At 71.0% G+C, this 16,593-nt stretch carries 13 protein-coding genes and 1 pseudogene; 10 read left to right on the forward strand and 4 right to left on the reverse strand.

Features of this window, described 5'->3' with window-relative positions:
- The first annotated feature begins 140 nt into the window (after positions 1-140).
- Positions 141-1,379, forward strand: a complete 1,239-nt coding sequence (locus AB5G72_RS03360; protein WP_253003705.1) for a Glu/Leu/Phe/Val dehydrogenase dimerization domain-containing protein — start codon at positions 141-143, stop codon at positions 1,377-1,379.
- A 168-nt stretch (positions 1,380-1,547) separates the two neighbouring features.
- Here the strand turns inward: AB5G72_RS03360 and kstR are convergent, their stop codons facing one another.
- A complete protein-coding gene (gene kstR / locus AB5G72_RS03365) occupies positions 1,548-2,285 on the reverse strand; it encodes a cholesterol catabolism transcriptional regulator KstR (protein ID WP_120284629.1) in 738 nt (245 codons plus the stop codon).
- Between the two features lie 202 nt (positions 2,286-2,487).
- On the opposite strand from kstR, the gene AB5G72_RS03370 reads away from it, so the two are divergent.
- The 6 genes and pseudogenes from AB5G72_RS03370 to AB5G72_RS03395 all read left to right on the forward strand — a co-directional run bounded on the left by AB5G72_RS03370 (position 2,488) and on the right by AB5G72_RS03395 (position 9,792).
- Entirely contained in the window at positions 2,488-4,659 is a 2,172-nt protein-coding gene (locus tag AB5G72_RS03370; protein WP_440220993.1) for an acyl-CoA dehydrogenase family protein, read from the forward strand.
- A 155-nt stretch (positions 4,660-4,814) separates the two neighbouring features.
- Positions 4,815-5,798: pseudogene (locus AB5G72_RS03375) on the forward strand (acyl-CoA dehydrogenase family protein); the annotation flags it as partial.
- A 102-nt stretch (positions 5,799-5,900) separates the two neighbouring features.
- On the forward strand, positions 5,901-7,064 hold the full coding sequence (locus AB5G72_RS03380; RefSeq protein ID WP_325768604.1) for an acyl-CoA dehydrogenase family protein: 1,164 nt from the start codon (positions 5,901-5,903) through the stop codon (positions 7,062-7,064).
- Positions 7,065-7,097: 33 nt separating this feature from the next.
- Positions 7,098-8,186: a bifunctional MaoC family dehydratase N-terminal/OB-fold nucleic acid binding domain-containing protein gene (locus AB5G72_RS03385; protein ID WP_440220994.1), complete on the forward strand. Its 1,089-nt coding sequence runs from the start codon at positions 7,098-7,100 to the stop codon at positions 8,184-8,186.
- Positions 8,183-8,620, forward strand: a complete 438-nt coding sequence (locus AB5G72_RS03390) for a MaoC family dehydratase (RefSeq protein WP_440220995.1) — start codon at positions 8,183-8,185, stop codon at positions 8,618-8,620. The genes AB5G72_RS03385 and AB5G72_RS03390 overlap by 4 nt, the downstream gene beginning before the upstream one ends.
- On the forward strand, positions 8,620-9,792 hold the full coding sequence (locus tag AB5G72_RS03395) for a lipid-transfer protein (RefSeq protein WP_120284619.1): 1,173 nt from the start codon (positions 8,620-8,622) through the stop codon (positions 9,790-9,792). The genes AB5G72_RS03390 and AB5G72_RS03395 overlap by 1 nt, the downstream gene beginning before the upstream one ends.
- On the opposite strand, the gene AB5G72_RS03400 is transcribed toward AB5G72_RS03395, so the two are convergent.
- On the reverse strand, positions 9,793-10,875 hold the full coding sequence (locus AB5G72_RS03400; protein WP_440220996.1) for an alpha/beta hydrolase: 1,083 nt from the start codon (positions 10,873-10,875) through the stop codon (positions 9,793-9,795).
- A 190-nt stretch (positions 10,876-11,065) separates the two neighbouring features.
- Here AB5G72_RS03400 and AB5G72_RS03405 point away from each other — a divergent pair, with 190 nt between their 5' ends.
- The gene (locus AB5G72_RS03405; RefSeq protein WP_440220997.1) at positions 11,066-12,718 is read left to right on the forward strand and encodes an AMP-binding protein; all 1,653 of its coding nucleotides are present in this window, start codon (positions 11,066-11,068) and stop codon (positions 12,716-12,718) included.
- Between the two features lie 61 nt (positions 12,719-12,779).
- Here the strand turns inward: AB5G72_RS03405 and AB5G72_RS03410 are convergent, their stop codons facing one another.
- Complete coding sequence (locus tag AB5G72_RS03410) at positions 12,780-14,165, reverse strand: maltokinase N-terminal cap-like domain-containing protein (protein ID WP_440220998.1); 1,386 nt, start codon at positions 14,163-14,165, stop codon at positions 12,780-12,782.
- Entirely contained in the window at positions 14,162-15,961 is a 1,800-nt protein-coding gene (treS, locus tag AB5G72_RS03415) for a maltose alpha-D-glucosyltransferase (RefSeq protein WP_440220999.1), read from the reverse strand. The genes AB5G72_RS03410 and treS overlap by 4 nt, the downstream gene beginning before the upstream one ends.
- 34 nt (positions 15,962-15,995) lie before the next feature.
- Here treS and AB5G72_RS03420 point away from each other — a divergent pair, with 34 nt between their 5' ends.
- Entirely contained in the window at positions 15,996-16,247 is a 252-nt protein-coding gene (locus tag AB5G72_RS03420; protein ID WP_067711720.1) for a hypothetical protein, read from the forward strand.
- Positions 16,244-16,588, forward strand: coding sequence for a hypothetical protein (locus tag AB5G72_RS03425; protein ID WP_440221000.1), 345 nt, complete (start codon positions 16,244-16,246; stop codon positions 16,586-16,588). The genes AB5G72_RS03420 and AB5G72_RS03425 overlap by 4 nt, the downstream gene beginning before the upstream one ends.
- Positions 16,589-16,593 lie beyond the last annotated feature (5 nt).

Consider the following 16,593-nt stretch of genomic DNA (forward strand, 5'->3'; position numbering starts at 1 on the left):
GAGCGCGCGGCCGCATCGTGCAGGAAAAGTGAACGGTCAGGTCCACGAAGTCTCGCTGGACCCCCGGGACGCATGCTCGCATGCTGGGGACATCCCCGCCGGACCCGCCGGCGGACGAGGTCGCCGAGGAGGCGAGCACCATGACGTCCATCGAGATCCCGGGCACCACCGGTCATACCGGGTCAGCCCCCCAGACCGTGCCCGCCGCTCCGGAGAGCGCGAGCCGATCGAGCCGTGAGCCCTACCTGCGACTGCACTGGGAGGACGAGGAGACCGGGGCGCGGGGTTACCTCGTGGTCGACACCCTCGTCGGCGGTCTGGCCACCGGCGGGACCCGTATGCGCGCCGGGTGCACTCTCCGCGAGGTCGAGGACCTGGCCCGCGGAATGACCCGCAAGACGGCGGCGTTCGACCTGCCCATCGGCGGGGCCAAGGGCGGCATCGACTTCGACCCCAAGGACCCCCGCGCCATCGACGTGCTCGGCCGGTTCTGCGAGGCCATGCGGCCGTTCCTCGACCGACACTGGGTCACCGCCGAGGATCTGGGCGTCCCGCAGCACCTGATCGACGAGGTGTTCGCCCGACTGGGGATGCGGCAGTCCTATCACGCGGCGATCGAGCGGTCGGCCGATCCCGCCGCCACCGCCGACCGGATCTTCCGCGGGCTGAACGCCGGGGTTCCGGGCGGGCTGCTCGGCGATGTGATCGGTGGCTACGGGGTCGCGCAGGCGTGCCTCGCGGCGGCGTACGTCCGGGGCTGGGACATCGAGCGCACCTCGGTGGCCGTCCAGGGCGTGGGCACGATGGGGGGCGGCGCCGCGTGGTACCTCCACGAGGCCGGCATGCGCGTCGTCGCACTGGCAGACGCCGCCGGCACCCTCTACGACCCGGCGGGACTCGACGTCCCGGCGCTGCTGGCGACCCGCGACCGCTTCGGGGAGATCGACCGCTCGGCCGTCCCCGCCCGGGTGCAGCGGTTGGACCGCGACCGGATCCTCGGCATGGACGTGGACGTGCTCGTGCCCGCCGCCGTCTCGTACGCCATCACCGCGGACAACTGCACCGAGGTCACCGCACCGATCGTGGTCGAGGCGGCCAACGCCGCCACCACGGCCGACGCGGAACTCGACCTCACGGCCCGCGGGATCGCGGTGCTGCCGGACTTCGTCGCCAACGCCGGTGCCGTCGCCTGGGCGTGGTGGTTGATCCTCGGGGAGGTCGACGACCAGCCGGAGAGTTCGTTCCTCCGCCTGGGCCGCGAGATGACCGCCAAGGTCGCCGACCTGCTCACCGGCTGGGATCCGAGCCGGGGCCCGCTGCGGTGGATCGCCGACGTCTCCGGGCCGGTCCGGACGGTGCCGCCGGTCGTCGTGCCCTGACCGCCCCCTACGCAACCGCCCGGGCCCGTCGCCCCTCGACATGGCGTCTCGCGTGCCCCGATGGGCAGGCGAGACGCCATCTTCGGGAGCGGCGGCCGTCTTGGCGGTCAGGCGCGGGAGCGGGACGCCAGCCGCGGGAGCGGATGCGGTGCCGCTCTGGGCGGGTTGTCAGACGGCTGAGTCTCTGCCCTCGCCGATCTCGCCGGGGTCGGAGTCCGAGTCTGTGTCGTGGCCGTTGCCGATCGCGGTGTGCATCCGGGCCCGGCGGGGAGAGTCGTCGCTGCCCAGCAGCAGATCGATGGTGAGACCGAGCCTGGTGGCGACCTCGGCGGCCGACGACCTGCGGGTCAGCCACGACACGAGGTTGGACATCCACACGTCGGAGACGACCCGGGCGATCGAGAGCTGCACCTCGTCCGGGGTGCCCTGGGCCATCGCGCGGGCGAGGATCCGGTCCATGTAGAAGCCGACCTCCTCGACCTCGTTGGCCACGGAGGCGTCGGCGAACATGAAGGCGCGCGTCATCGCCTCGGTGAGGTTCGGGTCGCGCTGCATGGACTTGGTGATCATCTCCACCACGACCTTCATCCGCTCCTGCGCGGTGTCGCCGGGCGGGGCTGACCGCTCGGTGCGCTGGTCGAGCCGACGGAACTCACGGGCGAGCGCCGAGACCAGCAGGTGCACCTTGGACGGGAAGTACCGGTAGAGGGTGCCCACCGCGACCTCGGCCTTCTCGGCGACGGCACGCATCTGCACGGCCTCGTAGCCGCCCTTGGCGGCCAGGGCGAGGGTCGCGTCCAGGATCCGCCGACGGCGCTCGCGTTGCGACGACGTGGTGGGCTCGTCGCTCCGGGCGGCGGGGTCCGGCGCGGCGGCGGAACGGGTCTCGGCTGAGCTCTTGGTCATGGAGGCGAAACCTTCTGCGCTGGTCGGATCGGGTCAACGGGGCATCCCGGCGGGCTGGGGCGGGACCCGAGTGTGCGTCGGGGACCCTTCTGGTGCATTCTAGAACACGATACCTAGAACACGTTCTATTCTGGCGTGGAGCGCGCGGGTCAGCGGGCCCGCGCCGAGTACGGAAATCCCGTCGCGCCCGAGGAGTCCAGCAGTGAGTATCGCCACCACCCCGGATCAGACCGAGATCCAGAACTCGATCAAGGCCTGGGCCAGGTCCGCCGATCCCGTGGCCACGGTACGCGCCCAGGAGGACGATCCGGAAGCCTGGAAGGCAGTGTGGCCCCAGCTCGCCGAGCTCGGACTGTTCGGCGTAGCCATCGCGGAGGAGCACGGTGGCGCCGGCGCCGAGATCGTCGACCTGGCGTGCATGCTCGAGGAGGCCGCGGCGAAAATGGCGCCCGGCCCGGTCCTGTCCACCGCGCTGACCGGTGTCCTGGTCTCGCGCGCAGGCGGAGCCGTCGCCAACGCGCTGGGTGAGACGATCGCCGAGGGCGGCCTGCCCGTCGGGGTGTGCCTGGGCATCGGCACCGCGACCTTGGACGGGTCGGGGGAGATCACGGGCGATCCCGGCGTCGCCTACGGCGGCACCCCCGGCGGAGGGTTGCTGCTGCCCGTCGAGGTGGACGGCACCACCCGCTGGGCGCTGCTCGAGGCGGGCACGGCGGGCGTCACCGTCACCCCGTCGACGCCCTACGACCTCTCGGCGTCGATCGGCCGCGTCCGCCTGGAGGGTGTGACGATCCCGGCCGAGAGGATCCTCGAGGGCATCACCACCGAGCACGTCCACCAGCTGTTCGTCACCCTGGCCGCCGCCGAGGCCGCGGGCGTCGCCGACTACACGCTCGCCACCGCGGTGGACTACGCCAAGATCCGCGAGCAGTTCGGCCGCACCATCGGCTCGTTCCAGTCCATCAAGCACCTCGCGGCCGACATGCTGTGCCGTACCGAGCAGGTGCGCGCGCTGGCGTGGGACGCCGCCGTCGCGGCGGAGGACCTCACCGCCTCCGACTCCGAGCTGCCCGTCGCCGCCGCGGTCGCCGGGGCGCTGGCTTTCGACAACGCCGTGCGCAACTCCCAGGACTGCATCCAGATCCTCGGCGGCATCGGCTTCACCTTCGAGCACGAGGCCCACTTCTACATGCGGCGCGCGAGCGCGTTGCGCCAGATCATCGGCGGCTCCGCCCGCTGGCGGCGCAGCCTGGCCGAGCTGACCCTCGCCGGCCGGCGCCGGCACCTGGACATCGACCTGTCCGAGATCGACGGACTGGACGCCAAGCGCGAGGAGATCCGCGCCCTGGTGGCGAAGGTCGCCGCGGCGGAGGGCGACGAGCGCAAGCAGGCCCTGGCCGACACCGGCCTGTTCATGCCGCACCTGCCCGAGCCGTGGGGCCTGGGCGCGGGCCCGGCCGAGCAGCTGCTCATCGACGAGGAACTCGAGGCCGCCGGCGTCACCCGCCACGACATCACGATCGGCGGCTGGGCGGTGCCGACCATCCTGCAGGCCGCCCCCGAGCACGCCGATCTGCTGGTGCGCGACACCATGGCCGGGAAGATCAGGTGGTGCCAGCTGTTCTCCGAGCCCGGCGCCGGCTCCGACCTCGCCGCCCTGCGCACCACCGCGGAGAAGGTCGACGGCGGCTGGAAGCTCAACGGCCAGAAGGTGTGGACGTCCCTGGCCCGCGAGGCCGACTGGGCGATGTGCCTGGCGCGCACGGACAAGGACGCGCCGAAGCACAAGGGAATCACCTATTTCCTCGTGGACATGCGCTCGGAGGGCATCCGGACCCGGCCGCTGCGGGAGATCACCGGCGAGGCCCTGTTCAACGAGGTCTACCTCGAGGACCTGTTCGTGCCCGACGAGTTCCAGATCGGCACGGTCAACGACGGCTGGAAGATCGCCCGCACCACCCTGGCCAACGAGCGCGTGGCCATGGGCGGTGGCTCGTCGCTCGGCGACGCTGCGGAGGAGATCATCGGGCTGATCAACGCCGCCGGTGTGGCCGACGACGCGCTCGTGCTCGACGAGTTCGGCAAGCACGTCGCCGACGGCGTCGTCGGAAACCTCCTCGACCTGCGCACCGCGCTGCGCAGCCTCGCCGGCTCGGGCCCGGGCGCCGAGTCCTCGGTCCGCAAGATCGTGGGTGTGCGCCACCGTCAGGACATCGCCGAGTTCGGTCTGCAGCTCACCGGCACCGGCGGCGTCGAATTCACCGAGCAGGGACGCAAGTTCCTCATGGTCCGCTGCCTGTCGATCGCCGGTGGCACCGAGCAGGTCCTGCTCAACGTCGTCGGCGAGCGCATCCTCGGCCTGCCCAGGGACTAGTTCGAGCACGTGACCGACCCCCTCCCGATTAAGGACTGACCCCCGTGGACTTCACCCGTACCGAGACCCAGGCCGCCGTCGCCGAGGCGGTGGCCGGCGCACTGTCGACGGCCGCCCCGGCCGAGGAACTGCTCACCGCGCTACCCAGCCGCGGCGTGGACGACGCCGGCTTCGACGAGCGGCTGTGGGCCGCGTTCGCCGAGTCCGGTCTGCTCTCCCTGGGCCTGCCCTCCGCCCTCGGCGGGGACGACCTCACGCCCGCCGACATCGCGGTGGTGCTCGAGGAGGTCGGCCGCGCCGGAGTGGTGATCCCCGTCCTGGAGACCCTGGGCTTCGGCGTGGCGCCGATCGTCGCGCTGGGCACCCCCGACCAGCAGGCCCGGCTTCTCGAGGGCATCGAGGACGGCCGCATCCTCACCGCCGCCGTCGCCGAGCCCGGACGCCCACTGCCGCTCGAGCCCACCGTGCGGCTCGACGGTGGGAAGCTCACCGGGACCGCCACGTCGGTGCGGTACGCGGCCCAGGCCCGTTCGGTCCTCGTGCCGGTGTCCACGTCCGAGGGCGCCGCACTCGTCGTCGTCGCCCCCGACGCCCCGGGCGTCACCCTGACGCCCACCCTCGGCTCCCTGGGGGTGCCCGAGTACGCGATGCGGTTCGAGGCCACCGAGGTCGAGGACGACGACGTCCTGCGCGGCTCGGGATCGGAGCCCGTCCTCGAGGTGTTCCGACGTCTCGTCCTGTCCGCCTGTATCGCGCACGGGGACGGTCTCGTCGCCGGCGCGCTGGACATGACGGCCGGCTACCTCAAGGAGCGTCAGCAGTTCGGCAAGGCCCTGGGGTCGTTCCAGGCGGTCCAGCAGGAGCTCGCGGACGTGTACATCGTCTCGCAGACGCTCCACGTGATCGCGCAGTCGGTGTCCTGGCGGATCTCGGAGGGCCTGGCCGGGTCCGGCGACCGCTACGAGTCCGACCCCACGATCGGCGCCTACTGGCTGGCGGCCGAGGGCCCACGGGCCGTCCAGATCCTGCACCACCTGCACGGCGGCGTGGGCGTGGACGTCACCTACCCCATGTTCCGGTACGCCTCGGCGGTCAAGGACCTGGCCCGGTTCGTCGGCGGCGCACAGCTGCACCTCGACGCGCTCGGTGCCGCGCTCGCCGCGGACCCGGTCGACAGGATCGAGACGGGCGGTGCCGCCCCCGCCGCGGACGCCACCCCGGCCGACCCCGACGGCGCGTTCATCGACCTCACGCCCGAGCAGCGCGCACTCCAGGCAGAGCTGCGCGAGTACTTCTCGACGCTCATCTCGCCGGAGGAGGCGGCGGACATCGCCACCACCCGTCACGGCGACACCTACGCCGAGATCATCACGCGCATGGGCCGCGACGGCTGGCTGGGCGTGGGCTGGCCCGCCGAGTACGGCGGCAAGGGCTTCGGCCACATCGAGCAGCAGATCTTCACCAACGAGGCCACGCGTGCGGACGTGCCGCTGCCGTCGGTGACGCTGCAGACCGTTGGTCCGACCCTGCAGAAGTACGGCAGCGAGGCGCAGAAGGCGAAGTTCCTCCCCGGCATCCTCGACGGGTCGATCCACTTCGCGATCGGCTACTCCGAGCCCGACGCCGGCACCGACCTGGCCGCCCTGCGCACGACCGCGAGGCGTGACGAGGCCACCGGCGACTGGATCATCAACGGTCAGAAGATGTGGACCACCGGCGGCCACCACGCCGACTACATCTGGTTGGCCGCCCGCACCGGGACCCCGGACTCGCGCCATCGCGGGCTGACGATCTTCATCGTCGACACCACCGACCCCGGCTTCTCGTTCACCCCGATCATCACCTGCGACGGCGCCCATCACGTCAACGCCACCTACTACTCGGACGTGCGCGTCCCGGCGGACATGGTGGTGGGCGAGGTCGACGGCGGCTGGAAGATGCTCACCACCCAGCTCAACCACGAGCGCGTCATGCTCGCGCCGTCCGGGCGTCCGGGCGGGTACTACGACGAGCTGGCCGCCTGGGCCCGCGGCACGGGCCCGGACGGGGTCCGCCACCTGGACCGGCCCGAGGTGCGGCGCGGACTCGCGGAGATCTTCGCGATCGTCCGGCTCAACGAGCTGCTCAACTGGAAGGTCTCCTCGATGGGCGAGAACCCGTCGATGGGCGACTCCGCGGCCTCGAAGGTGTTCTCCACCGAGGAGATCCAGCACGTCGGCCGGATCGTCGAGGAGCTGCTCGGCCGTTTCGGCGACCCCACCGATCCCGACACCGCGGCGCTGCAGCGCTGGTTCGACATGATGAACAAGCGCAACGTGGTGATCACCTTCGGCGGCGGTGTCAACGAGGTCATGCGCGAACTGACCTGCATGGGTGGCCTCGGCATGCCACGCACCGCCCGCTAGAGACCATCCCCCTGATCCACCGAGAAGGTACCCATGAGTGACGAGCAGGCCGCCCGTATCCTCGCCGCCGCCGAGGAGGTCCGCGCCGCCGGCGGGAGCGCCCGCCGTGCGGGCCGCGACCCGATCAACACGCCGATGATCCGGAACTGGACCGAGGCGATCGGTGACACCAACCCCATCTACTCCTCCGAGGAGGCCGCACGCGCGGCCGGACACGGCGGACCGGTCGCACCGCCGGCCATGGCGCAGGTGTGGACCATGCGCGGGCTCGGTAAGACCCGTGAGGCCGACGACCCGCTGGGTCGGATGACCGACCTCCTCGACGCCGAGGGCTTCACCTCGGTCGTCGCGACCAACTGCGACTCCACCTACCACCGATACACCCGCCCGGGCGAGGAGGTGACCATCGAGTCCGTCCTGGTGGACGTGCTCGGCCCCAAGACCACGGGCCTGGGGGAGGGCTGGTTCTTCACCACCCGCAACTACTGGCGCGTCGGTGACGAGGTCGTCGCGGAGATGGACTTCCGCATCCTCAAGTTCCGCCCCGCGGCGAAGCCCGCCGAGCCCGAGCCGGCGCCCGCCGACCAGATCGTGGCCAGCTCCGGCTCGGCCACCGACGACCTGGTGGTGGGCAAGGTCCTGCGCCCGTCGGTCTCGCACGACACGCAGTTCTTCTGGGCCGGCGTCGCCGCCCACGAGCTGCGCATCCAGACCCGCGAGGACGGCTCGTTGCAGCACCCGCCCGTCCCGGCGCTGTGGAAGGACAAGTCCGAGCAGACCGACTACGTGGTCTCCTCCGGCCGCGGCACCGTGTACAGCTTCGTGGTCCATCACGCCCCGCGCGTGCCGGGCCGCACCAGGTTCCCGTTCGTCATCGCGCTGGTGGAGCTGGAGGAGGGAGTGCGCATGCTCGGCGAGCTGCGCGACATCGAGCCGGCGGAGGTCCGGATCGGCATGGAGGTCGAGGTGGAGTTCCTCGACATGCCCGGCGACTCCTCCGCCGACGCCGCGTTCGGCACCGAGCCGTGGACGCTGTACGCCTGGCGCCCGGCCGGCGCACGCCCTGTCGACCGTCAGGAATCCGCGGGGTCACCCGCAAGGACCGAAGGGGCCGTCAAGTGAGCGAGCACCGTACCGTCTGTCCGGCCACCCCGCCCGCCGTGGCGGTGGGGGACCGGCTCCCCGAGCTGACCATCGAGGGCACACCGACGTTCATCGTGGCGTCCGCCCTGGCGACGCGGGACTTCCAGGACGTCCACCACGACCGCGACCTGGCCCACGCCAAGGGGTCCAAGGACATCTTCGTCAACATCCTCACCGACACCGGTCTGGTGCAGCGGTTCGTCACCGACTGGGCGGGCCAGCGCGCCCGCATCACGTCCATCAAGCTGCGCCTGGGCGTGCCCTGGTACGCCTACGACTCCCTCACCCTCACCGGCGAGGTGACCGGGGTCGACGCCGACGGGCTGGTCACGCTGAAGATCGTCGGCACCGACTCGCTGGGCGCGCACGTCACCTCCACGGCCACCCTCTACATGAACGGAGACCCGGCCTGATGAGCTCTCTCTCAGACAAGGCGGCGATCGTCGGCATCGGCGCCACGGACTTCTCCAAGGACTCCGGCCGCTCCGAGCTGCGGCTGGCCGCCGAGGCCGTGCAGGCGGCCGTCGCCGACGCCGGGCTGCAGCCCTCGGACGTCGACGGCCTGGTGTCGTTCACCATGGACACCAACACCGAGATCGCGGTGGCCCGGGCCGCCGGGATCGGCAGCCTGAACTTCTTCTCCCGCATCCACTACGGCGGCGGCGCGGCGTGCGCGACCGTGCAGCAGGCCGCGATGGCCGTGGCGACCGGCGTGGCCGAGGTCGTGGTCTGCTACCGCGCGTTCAACGAGCGCTCCGGGATGCGCTTCGGCCAGGTCAACTCGGCGCTGGTGCAGCAGGTCAACTCCTCCGGCACGGACAACGCCTTCTCCTACCCGCACGGCCTGTCCACCCCGGCCGGGTTCGTGGCCATGGTCGCGCAGCGCTACATGCACGAGTACGGCGCCACGAGCGAGGACTTCGGCCGGGTCGCGGTGGTCGACCGCAAGCACGCCGCGGCCAATCCCGCCGCGTTCTTCCACGGCAAGCCGATCACGTTGGCCGACCACCAGAACTCGCGGTACATCGCCGAGCCGCTGCACCTGCTCGACTGCTGCCAGGAGTCCGACGGCGGTCAGGCGATCGTGGTGACCACGCCCGAGCGGGCCCGCGACCTGCCGAACCGGCCGGTGTCGATCGCGGCGGCGGCGTCCGGGTCCGGGCCGGACCAGTACATCATGACCTCGTACTACCGCCCCGAGCTCGCGGGACTGCCGGAGATGGGGATCGTCGGCAACCAGCTCTGGGAGCAGTCCGGGCTGCGGCCCGAGGACATGGACATGGCCGTGCTGTACGACCACTTCACCCCGTACGTGCTCATGCAGCTCGAGGAGCTGGGCTTCTGTGGCCGCGGTGAGGCCAAGGACTTCGTCCGCGAGCCCGGCGCGCTCGAGGTGGGCGGCCGGCTCCCGCTCAACACCCACGGCGGCCAGCTCGGGGAGGCCTACATCCACGGGATGAACGGCATCGCCGAGGGCGTCCGTCAGCTCCGCGGTGACTCGGTCAACCAGGTCCCCGGCGCCGAGAAGCTCGTCGTCACCGCGGGCACCGGCGTGCCCACCTCGGGCCTGGTGCTCACGGTCTGATCAGCCCCGCAGGCAGCCGCGCACGAACGATCCGATGTCCCGCACCGCGATCTTCGCCTCGGGGACGAGGGGGTGGAAGACCTGGAACACGTGGAACTGGTGGGGCCACAGCTGGAACTCGTGACGCACCCCGTGTTCGGCGAAGTTCTCGGCCATCGCCTCGATGCCCCCGCTGAAGATCTCCTCGCCGCCGCACTGGATGAGGAACGGCGGCCAGTCGGGCGAGGGCTCGTAGTTGATGGGGGAGATCGCCGGATCGTCCGTGTCCACACCCGGTGCGTACTGGCGACGACACAGTTCGGCCAGTCCCAGCGCGAGGAAGGGGTCCTTGCGCGCCCGGTCCCGCGCGGTCATGTCGGTGAAGTCCAGGTCGACCCACGGTGAGAGAAGGACGACGCCGGCGGGCATCGCCGCCCCGGTCCGCTCGAGGTGGGCGACCAGCTGCATCGCCAGATTGCCCCCCGCGGAATCTCCGGCGACCACGATGTTCTCGGCCGGGAAGCCCATCTCCAGTAGCCACTCCCACCCGGCGATCGTGTCCTCGGTGGCCGCCGGGTGCGGGTGCTCCGGGGCGAGTCGGTAGTCCGGCAGGAACACGGGGACGCCGGTCTCGCTGGCGATCCTCGACGCCAGGGCCTTGTGCGACCACGGCGATCCGAACGTGAAGCCACCCCCGTGGATGTGGTAGATGACCTTGTCCGAGTCGAAGAAGCGTTTGCGGCCCACCCAGAGGCCGGGCACGGGCCCGTCCCCGGACCAGTCGTTGGTGCTCTCCAGGGCGGCCGCCCGCCCGGCGCCGGAGGTCAGCGCACGCAGGCGGCCGAGCGAGACGTCCGTCGCGGGCATCCTGTCCAGCGCCGGGCGGACGAACATCCGCAGCCCTCCCGCGAGCCCGCGGGACCGCAGAGTGCCCTGCTCGGACGGGCCGTGCAGGGTCGGGCCGCTCCGCCGCGAGGGCCGGTCGGCCTCCCGCGCCGACGAGCGACGGCCATCCTGCGGCACGTCACCCGATCCCGTCGAACGCGGCAGCCGGAGACCGCCGTCGTACGGCGGGCCGGGATTTCTGGACCGTGATCCGCTCATGTTCGCAATGTAGGCCCTCCCCGGCCCCACCGCTGCAGCGACCTGCCGGTGCGGCCGCCTATAGTGAATAGAACCTGTTCCAGCAATCTGAAATCAGCGCAGGTCAGACCCGCGTCTGGACACGAGAACAAGTTCAGGTCACAATGTGAGAGACGACACAGTTAGCCCCCGCGTGCAAAGGACCCGCCCGATGACTGATGCAGCAGCCGACCAGTCCACCGATCCCCTCGCCGGGACCAATCCGGAGATGAACGAGGCCGCCGTCTTCGAGGCCGTGGCCGACAAGATCCCGGACAACCTCCTGCTCACGATGGACGGGGTCGACTACACCTACCGTCAGATCGACGAGCTCGCCAACCGGATGGGTCATCTCCTCAAGGCCCACGGTGCGGAGCCGCAGAGCCATATCGCGCTGTACATGAAGAACAGCGCCGAGCACATGGCGGCCATCGTCGCGGCCATGAAGATCCGGGTGGCCGGGATCAACGTCAACTACCGCTACACCCCGGCCGAGCTGGTCTACCTTTTCAACGACTCGCAGTCGGTCGCCGTCCTGGTCGACGCGGAGTTCGCGGAGACCATGGCCGCCGCCGTGCCCAAGCTCGAGACCGCCCGCACGGTCCTCGTGGTGGGCGGCGTCCCGCAGGTCCTCGCCGACGCCTGCGCCGAGAGCGGCCTCACGGTCGTCGATGTGGACGCCGAGCTGCCGAAGCAGTCCGCGGAGCGCGGCTTCGAGCCGGTCCGCGGCGACGACCACTGGATCGTCTACACCGGTGGTACCACGGGGTTCCCCAAGGGCGTCCAGTGGCACATGTCGGACTACTACTACGCGTGCCTGTCCGGCGGTAACCCGTACGGCGACAAGCGGCACAGCCCGCAGGAGGTCGCCGACAACGTCTCGCCCGAGGGCGGATTCAAGATCGTCATCTCGGCCCCGCTCATGCACGGCGCCGGCCTGTTCACCCTGCTGACCTTCGTCAACCTGGGCGGCCACCTGGTCATGTTCCGCGACTTCGACGCCGAGGTGATCGTGGACGCCACCGCCGAGTACAAGGCCCAGCTGCTGATGTTCGTCGGCGACGGCATGGCGGTCCCGATCACCGACGCACTGCTCGCGGCCAAGGAGACCAAGGACTTCAGCGCCATGTTCATGGTCGCCTCCGGCGGAGGCATCTGGTCCAAGAGCTCCCGCGACCGGCTGATCGAGGCGTTCCCGAACGTCATCATCCGCGACAACTTCGGTGCCTCCGAGACCGGCAACGACGGCGAGATGAACCTCAACGAGCAGGGTGAGATGCTCCTGGCGCCCACCCCGCGCCTCGGGGTGATCGACGAGTCGAACCAGCCCGTCGAGCCCGGATCGGACGAGGTCGGGTACATCGTCCGTCGCGGCCACGTCCCCCTCGGCTACTGGAACGATCCGGAGAAGACCGCCAAGACCTTCCCGGAGGTCGGCGGCCAGCGGGTGGCGGTGCTCGGTGACATGGGGCAGCTCCGCGAGGACGGGACCATCGTCTTCCTGGGGCGCGGCTCGGGCTGCATCAACACCGGTGGCGAGAAGGTGTTCCCGGAGGAGGTCGAGCAGGCGCTCAAGGCGCACCCGGCCGTCCATGACGCGCTGGTCGCCGGTGCTCCCGACGAGCGGTACGGCCAGAAGGTCGCCGCGGTCGTGTCGTTCCGCGAGGGCATGTCGGCCGAGCAGGAGGAGCTCTCGGCGTTCCTGCGCGAGTCCCTGGCGAACTACAAGGTCCCCAAGGTGATCGTCGACGTCCCCGAGATCCGACGCTCGCCCGCGGGCAAGGCCGACTACAAGTGGGCCAAGGAGCGGATCTCGAGCAACTGACGCCTCACGGTGTCGCCCCTGTCGCCCACCCGCCCGACCGGCCGGGTGGGCGACAGGCGTGTCAGTCGGCGGTGAGGATGCGCCGCACCGCGCCCATCGGCACCGCGACCCAGCCGGGTCGGTTCCGCGTCTCGTAGACGACCTCGTACAGCGCCTTGTCGAGCGTGTAGGCCCGTAGCAGCGCACCGGTCTCGCGCGGGTCGGAGTCACTGACCTCGGCGTACCCCGCGCAGAAGGCGTCGACGTTGCGGTCGCGCCACTCGCGGGCCCGGAACCGCAGCTGCCGGTCCTCCACACCGACCAGGGTGTGCTGTGCCGCGTAGTCGAGACTGCGCAGGATGCCGGCCACGTCGCGGGCGGGGGCGTCGGCCACCCGTCGCTCGGCGAGGGGCGCGGCCGGCTCGCCCTCGAAGTCGATGACGATCCACCGGTCCGGGGCCCGCAGCGTCTGGCCGAGGTGCAGGTCGCCGTGGATGCGGTGCACCCGCACCGGGCCAAATCCCGCCACCTCGTCGAAGACCGCCCGGGCCGCGTCGGCGAACTCCGCCAGCTCCGGCACCTCCGCCACCGCCGCATCCAGGCGGGCCCGCATCGACGCCACCAGATCGGTGCCGTCCCGGGTGCTCACCCCGGTCGCCGCCGCCAGGTCCTCGTGCACCTGCGCGACGGCGGCGCCCAGCCGGAAGCTCTCGTCGGCGAAGTCGGTGCCGACCTCCTCGGCGAGCAGGTCGGCCTCGGCGAACAGGTCACGCACGCTCGCCGTGGCCATCGCCCACCCGTCCGCCGCCCCGGCCATGAACTCCTGGGCCATGGCGAGCGTGGTGGGCCCGGCCCCGGTGTCGCCGGCGGCGGTGTCGTCGTCGTCCAACTCCACCCATCCCCGCAGCGCCGCCACCGCCGGGCACTCCCGGTCGGCCAGCGCGGCGTGCAGCTCCACGTCGGGGTTCACGCCCGGCTGGACCAGCCGGAACACCTTGACCATGAGGTCGTCGCCGTACACCAGCGACGAGTTGGACTGCTCACCCTCCAGCAGCCGCCCCCACGTGGGCTCGGGCAGCGTGGCGCCGGGGACCAGTCGGAACCGCAGCCCGCCGACCTCGTCCTGCCCGGCCAGGTGGCGGAGCAGGGACTCGGTGCCGCGGGGGTCGCGCAGTCCGTCGTAGATCACGGGGGAAGCGCCCTCCGGGGTCAACGGGAACGCCCGTCGGTCACCCGGCAACTCGGCCGCGGTCGCGATCGGCACCTGGTAGCGCTGGGGCCGACCGTCCACCTCGAGATCCACCAGCAGGTGCTCGACCAGGACCTCGGGATCGTCCAGGAACACCTCGCGCCGGGTGATCCGCACTCCGGTGAGTTCCAGCCCCTTGCCGGCGAACCACCGCTGCTCGGGTAGCCAGTCGGTGAGCAGTCGGGCGATCGTGTCGTCGTCAACCGGGGAGATACTCATCTCGGTCCCTCCTCCGGGCTGCGCAGCTCGAGCCAGTAGAAGCCGTACCCGGGCAGCGTGAGCTGATACGGGTCGGCGTCGACCTCGGGAAACGGCACCCCGCCGGTGAGCTCGACGGGCTGGCGGCCGGCGTACTCCGCCAGGTCCAGGCGCACCGCCTGCGGGAAGCGCGACAGGTTGTTGACGCACAGGATCACGTCGGTGCCCGTGCCGTCGGAATCCAGCGAGCGCAGGTAGGACAGGATCGACGGATTGGACCCGCCGAGGTCGGTGAACTCGCCCAGCCCGAACGCGGGGTGGTCCTTGCGGACGTGGATCATGCGCCGCGTCCAGTGCAGCAGGCTGGCGGTGGAGTTCATCTGCGCCTCCACGTTGACGCCCTGGTAGCCATACAGGGGGTCCATGATCGCGGGCAGGTACAACCGGCCCGGATCACAGCGGGAGAACCCGGCATTGCGGTCGGGGCTCCACTGCATCGGGGTGCGGACGGCATCGCGGTCGCCGAGCCAGATGTTGTCGCCCATGCCGATCTCGTCGCCGTAGTACAGCATGGGCGAGCCGGGGAGGCTGAGCAGCAGTGCGGTGAACAGCTCGAGCTGGTTGGTGTCGCCGTCGAGCAGCGGGGCCAGACGCCGGCGGATGCCGATGTTGGCCTTCATCCGCGGGTCCTTGGCGTACTCCGCGTACATGTAGTCGCGTTCCTCGTCGGTGACCATCTCGAGCGTGAGCTCGTCGTGGTTGCGCAGGAAGATCGCCCACTGCGCCGACGACGGGATGTCCGGGGTCTGGGCGAGGATCTCGGTGACGGGGAACCGGGACTGCCGCCGCACCGCCATGAAGATCCGAGGCATGAGCGGGAAGTGGAACGCCATGTGGCACTCGTCGCCCACCTCGGACTCGCCGAAGTAGTCCACCACGTCCTCGGGCCACTGGTTGGCCTCGGCCAGCAGCACACGCCCGGGGAACTCCTCCTCGACCACGGCCCGGCACCTGCGCAGGAACTCGTGGGTCTCGGGCAGGTTCTCGCAGTTGGTGCCGTCGCGCTCGAACAGGTAGGGCACCGCGTCCAGGCGGAACCCGTCGATGCCCAGGTCCAGCCAGAAACGCAGGACGTCGATCATCGCTTCCTGGACCTCGGGGTTGTCGTAGTTGAGGTCGGGCTGGTGGGAGAAGAAGCGGTGCCAGTAGAACTGTCCGCGCACCGGGTCGTAGGTCCAGTTGGACGACTCGGTGTCGACGAAGATGATGCGGGCCTCCGGGTACCGCGTGTCGTCGTCGGACCACACGTAGAAGTCGCCGTACGGGCCCGTCGGGTCCGCTCGGGACTCCTGGAACCACGCGTGGGTGTCCGAGGTGTGGTTCATGACCAGGTCGGTGATCACCCGGATACCCCGGCTGTGCGCCTGCTCGAGGAGCTCCACGAAGTCCTCGACGGTGCCGAACTCCGGCAGCACGGTGCGGAAGTCGCGGATGTCGTACCCGCCGTCGCGCAGCGGCGAGTCGTAGAACGGCGGCAGCCACAGGCAGTCCACGCCGAGCCATTCGAGGTAGTCGAGCTTCTCGATGAGCCCGCGCAGGTCGCCGGTGCCGTTGCCGTCGGAATCGTAGAAGGCCCGCACCAGGACCTCGTAGAACACCGCGGACTTGTACCAGTCGTGGTTGATCTCGAGTTCGGTGGCGTGACGGTAGTCGTCCGCGCTGGGCTCGACGACGTGCCCGTCGTCGGTGAGCTCCGGATCGGCCGCACGGGGATCGGCGGGGTGTGACTCGGACTGAAGGCTGGGCTTCGGTGCCATGGGGGCGAGCCTACGGCCCCGTACGATCCGTTGCATGCGGAAAATCGACCCGGCGCGGTGGTATCGGGGCCGGCACGGTCGGCGCGCCCGTGCGCTCGCGGTGCGGCTCGACGGCGACGACGACGAGGTGGTCATCCGACCCTGGGAGCTACGGCTACCCCGGTCGGTCGTCTACGCGGCGGCCCGGTCCAGGGGCCTGGAACCGGTGGGGGGCACGCGGGCACTCGTGCAGCGGGGCCCCTGGCTGGACCCGATGCGGTTCACCCGCGTGGCGGTGCGGCGGTGAGCCCCGGCTGGGTGCTCACGCTCGTGGCGCTGCTCCCGCTCGTCGCGTGGGGGATCGCGGCCTGTGTGGTCGCGGTGCGCCGGTGGCTGCGTCGCCGGGGGGACGAACCGACGCGCCGACTGCGACTGGCCCGGATGCTGGGGACCGCCGACCTCGTCGTCGTCCCCACCTCCGACGTCGACCTGCCCGAGCACACCGTCCTGGAGGTCGCCTCCGACGCGCGGATGCGGCTGGTGGGCTACGAACGCGCCGATACGCCGATGCGTCGCCGGGTCGGGGTGTTCGTGCGGATCGGGAGCGAGCTCGACGTGGTGATCCGGGGTGACCGGGCCCCCCGGTAGCGTTG

It is taken from the genome of Dietzia sp. MNB45 (genome assembly GCF_051994785.1).
In the GTDB taxonomy this organism is placed as follows: domain Bacteria; phylum Actinomycetota; class Actinomycetes; order Mycobacteriales; family Mycobacteriaceae; genus Dietzia; species Dietzia kunjamensis.

Excerpts from the sequence above, each read along its gene's own strand:
- AB5G72_RS03360 (WP_253003705.1), top strand. The coding sequence starts at position 141 with ATGACGTCCATCGAGATCCCGGGCACCACCGGTCATACCGGGTCAGCC.
- treS (WP_440220999.1), bottom strand. The coding sequence starts at position 15,961 with ATGGCACCGAAGCCCAGCCTTCAGTCCGAGTCACACCCCGCCGATCCC.
- AB5G72_RS03400 (WP_440220996.1), bottom strand. The coding sequence starts at position 10,875 with ATGAGCGGATCACGGTCCAGAAATCCCGGCCCGCCGTACGACGGCGGT.
- AB5G72_RS03405 (WP_440220997.1), top strand. The coding sequence starts at position 11,066 with ATGACTGATGCAGCAGCCGACCAGTCCACCGATCCCCTCGCCGGGACC.
- AB5G72_RS03410 (WP_440220998.1), bottom strand. The coding sequence starts at position 14,165 with ATGAGTATCTCCCCGGTTGACGACGACACGATCGCCCGACTGCTCACC.
- AB5G72_RS03420 (WP_067711720.1), top strand. The coding sequence starts at position 15,996 with ATGCGGAAAATCGACCCGGCGCGGTGGTATCGGGGCCGGCACGGTCGG.
- AB5G72_RS03385 (WP_440220994.1), top strand. The coding sequence starts at position 7,098 with ATGAGTGACGAGCAGGCCGCCCGTATCCTCGCCGCCGCCGAGGAGGTC.
- kstR (WP_120284629.1), bottom strand. The coding sequence starts at position 2,285 with ATGACCAAGAGCTCAGCCGAGACCCGTTCCGCCGCCGCGCCGGACCCC.
- AB5G72_RS03395 (WP_120284619.1), top strand. The coding sequence starts at position 8,620 with ATGAGCTCTCTCTCAGACAAGGCGGCGATCGTCGGCATCGGCGCCACG.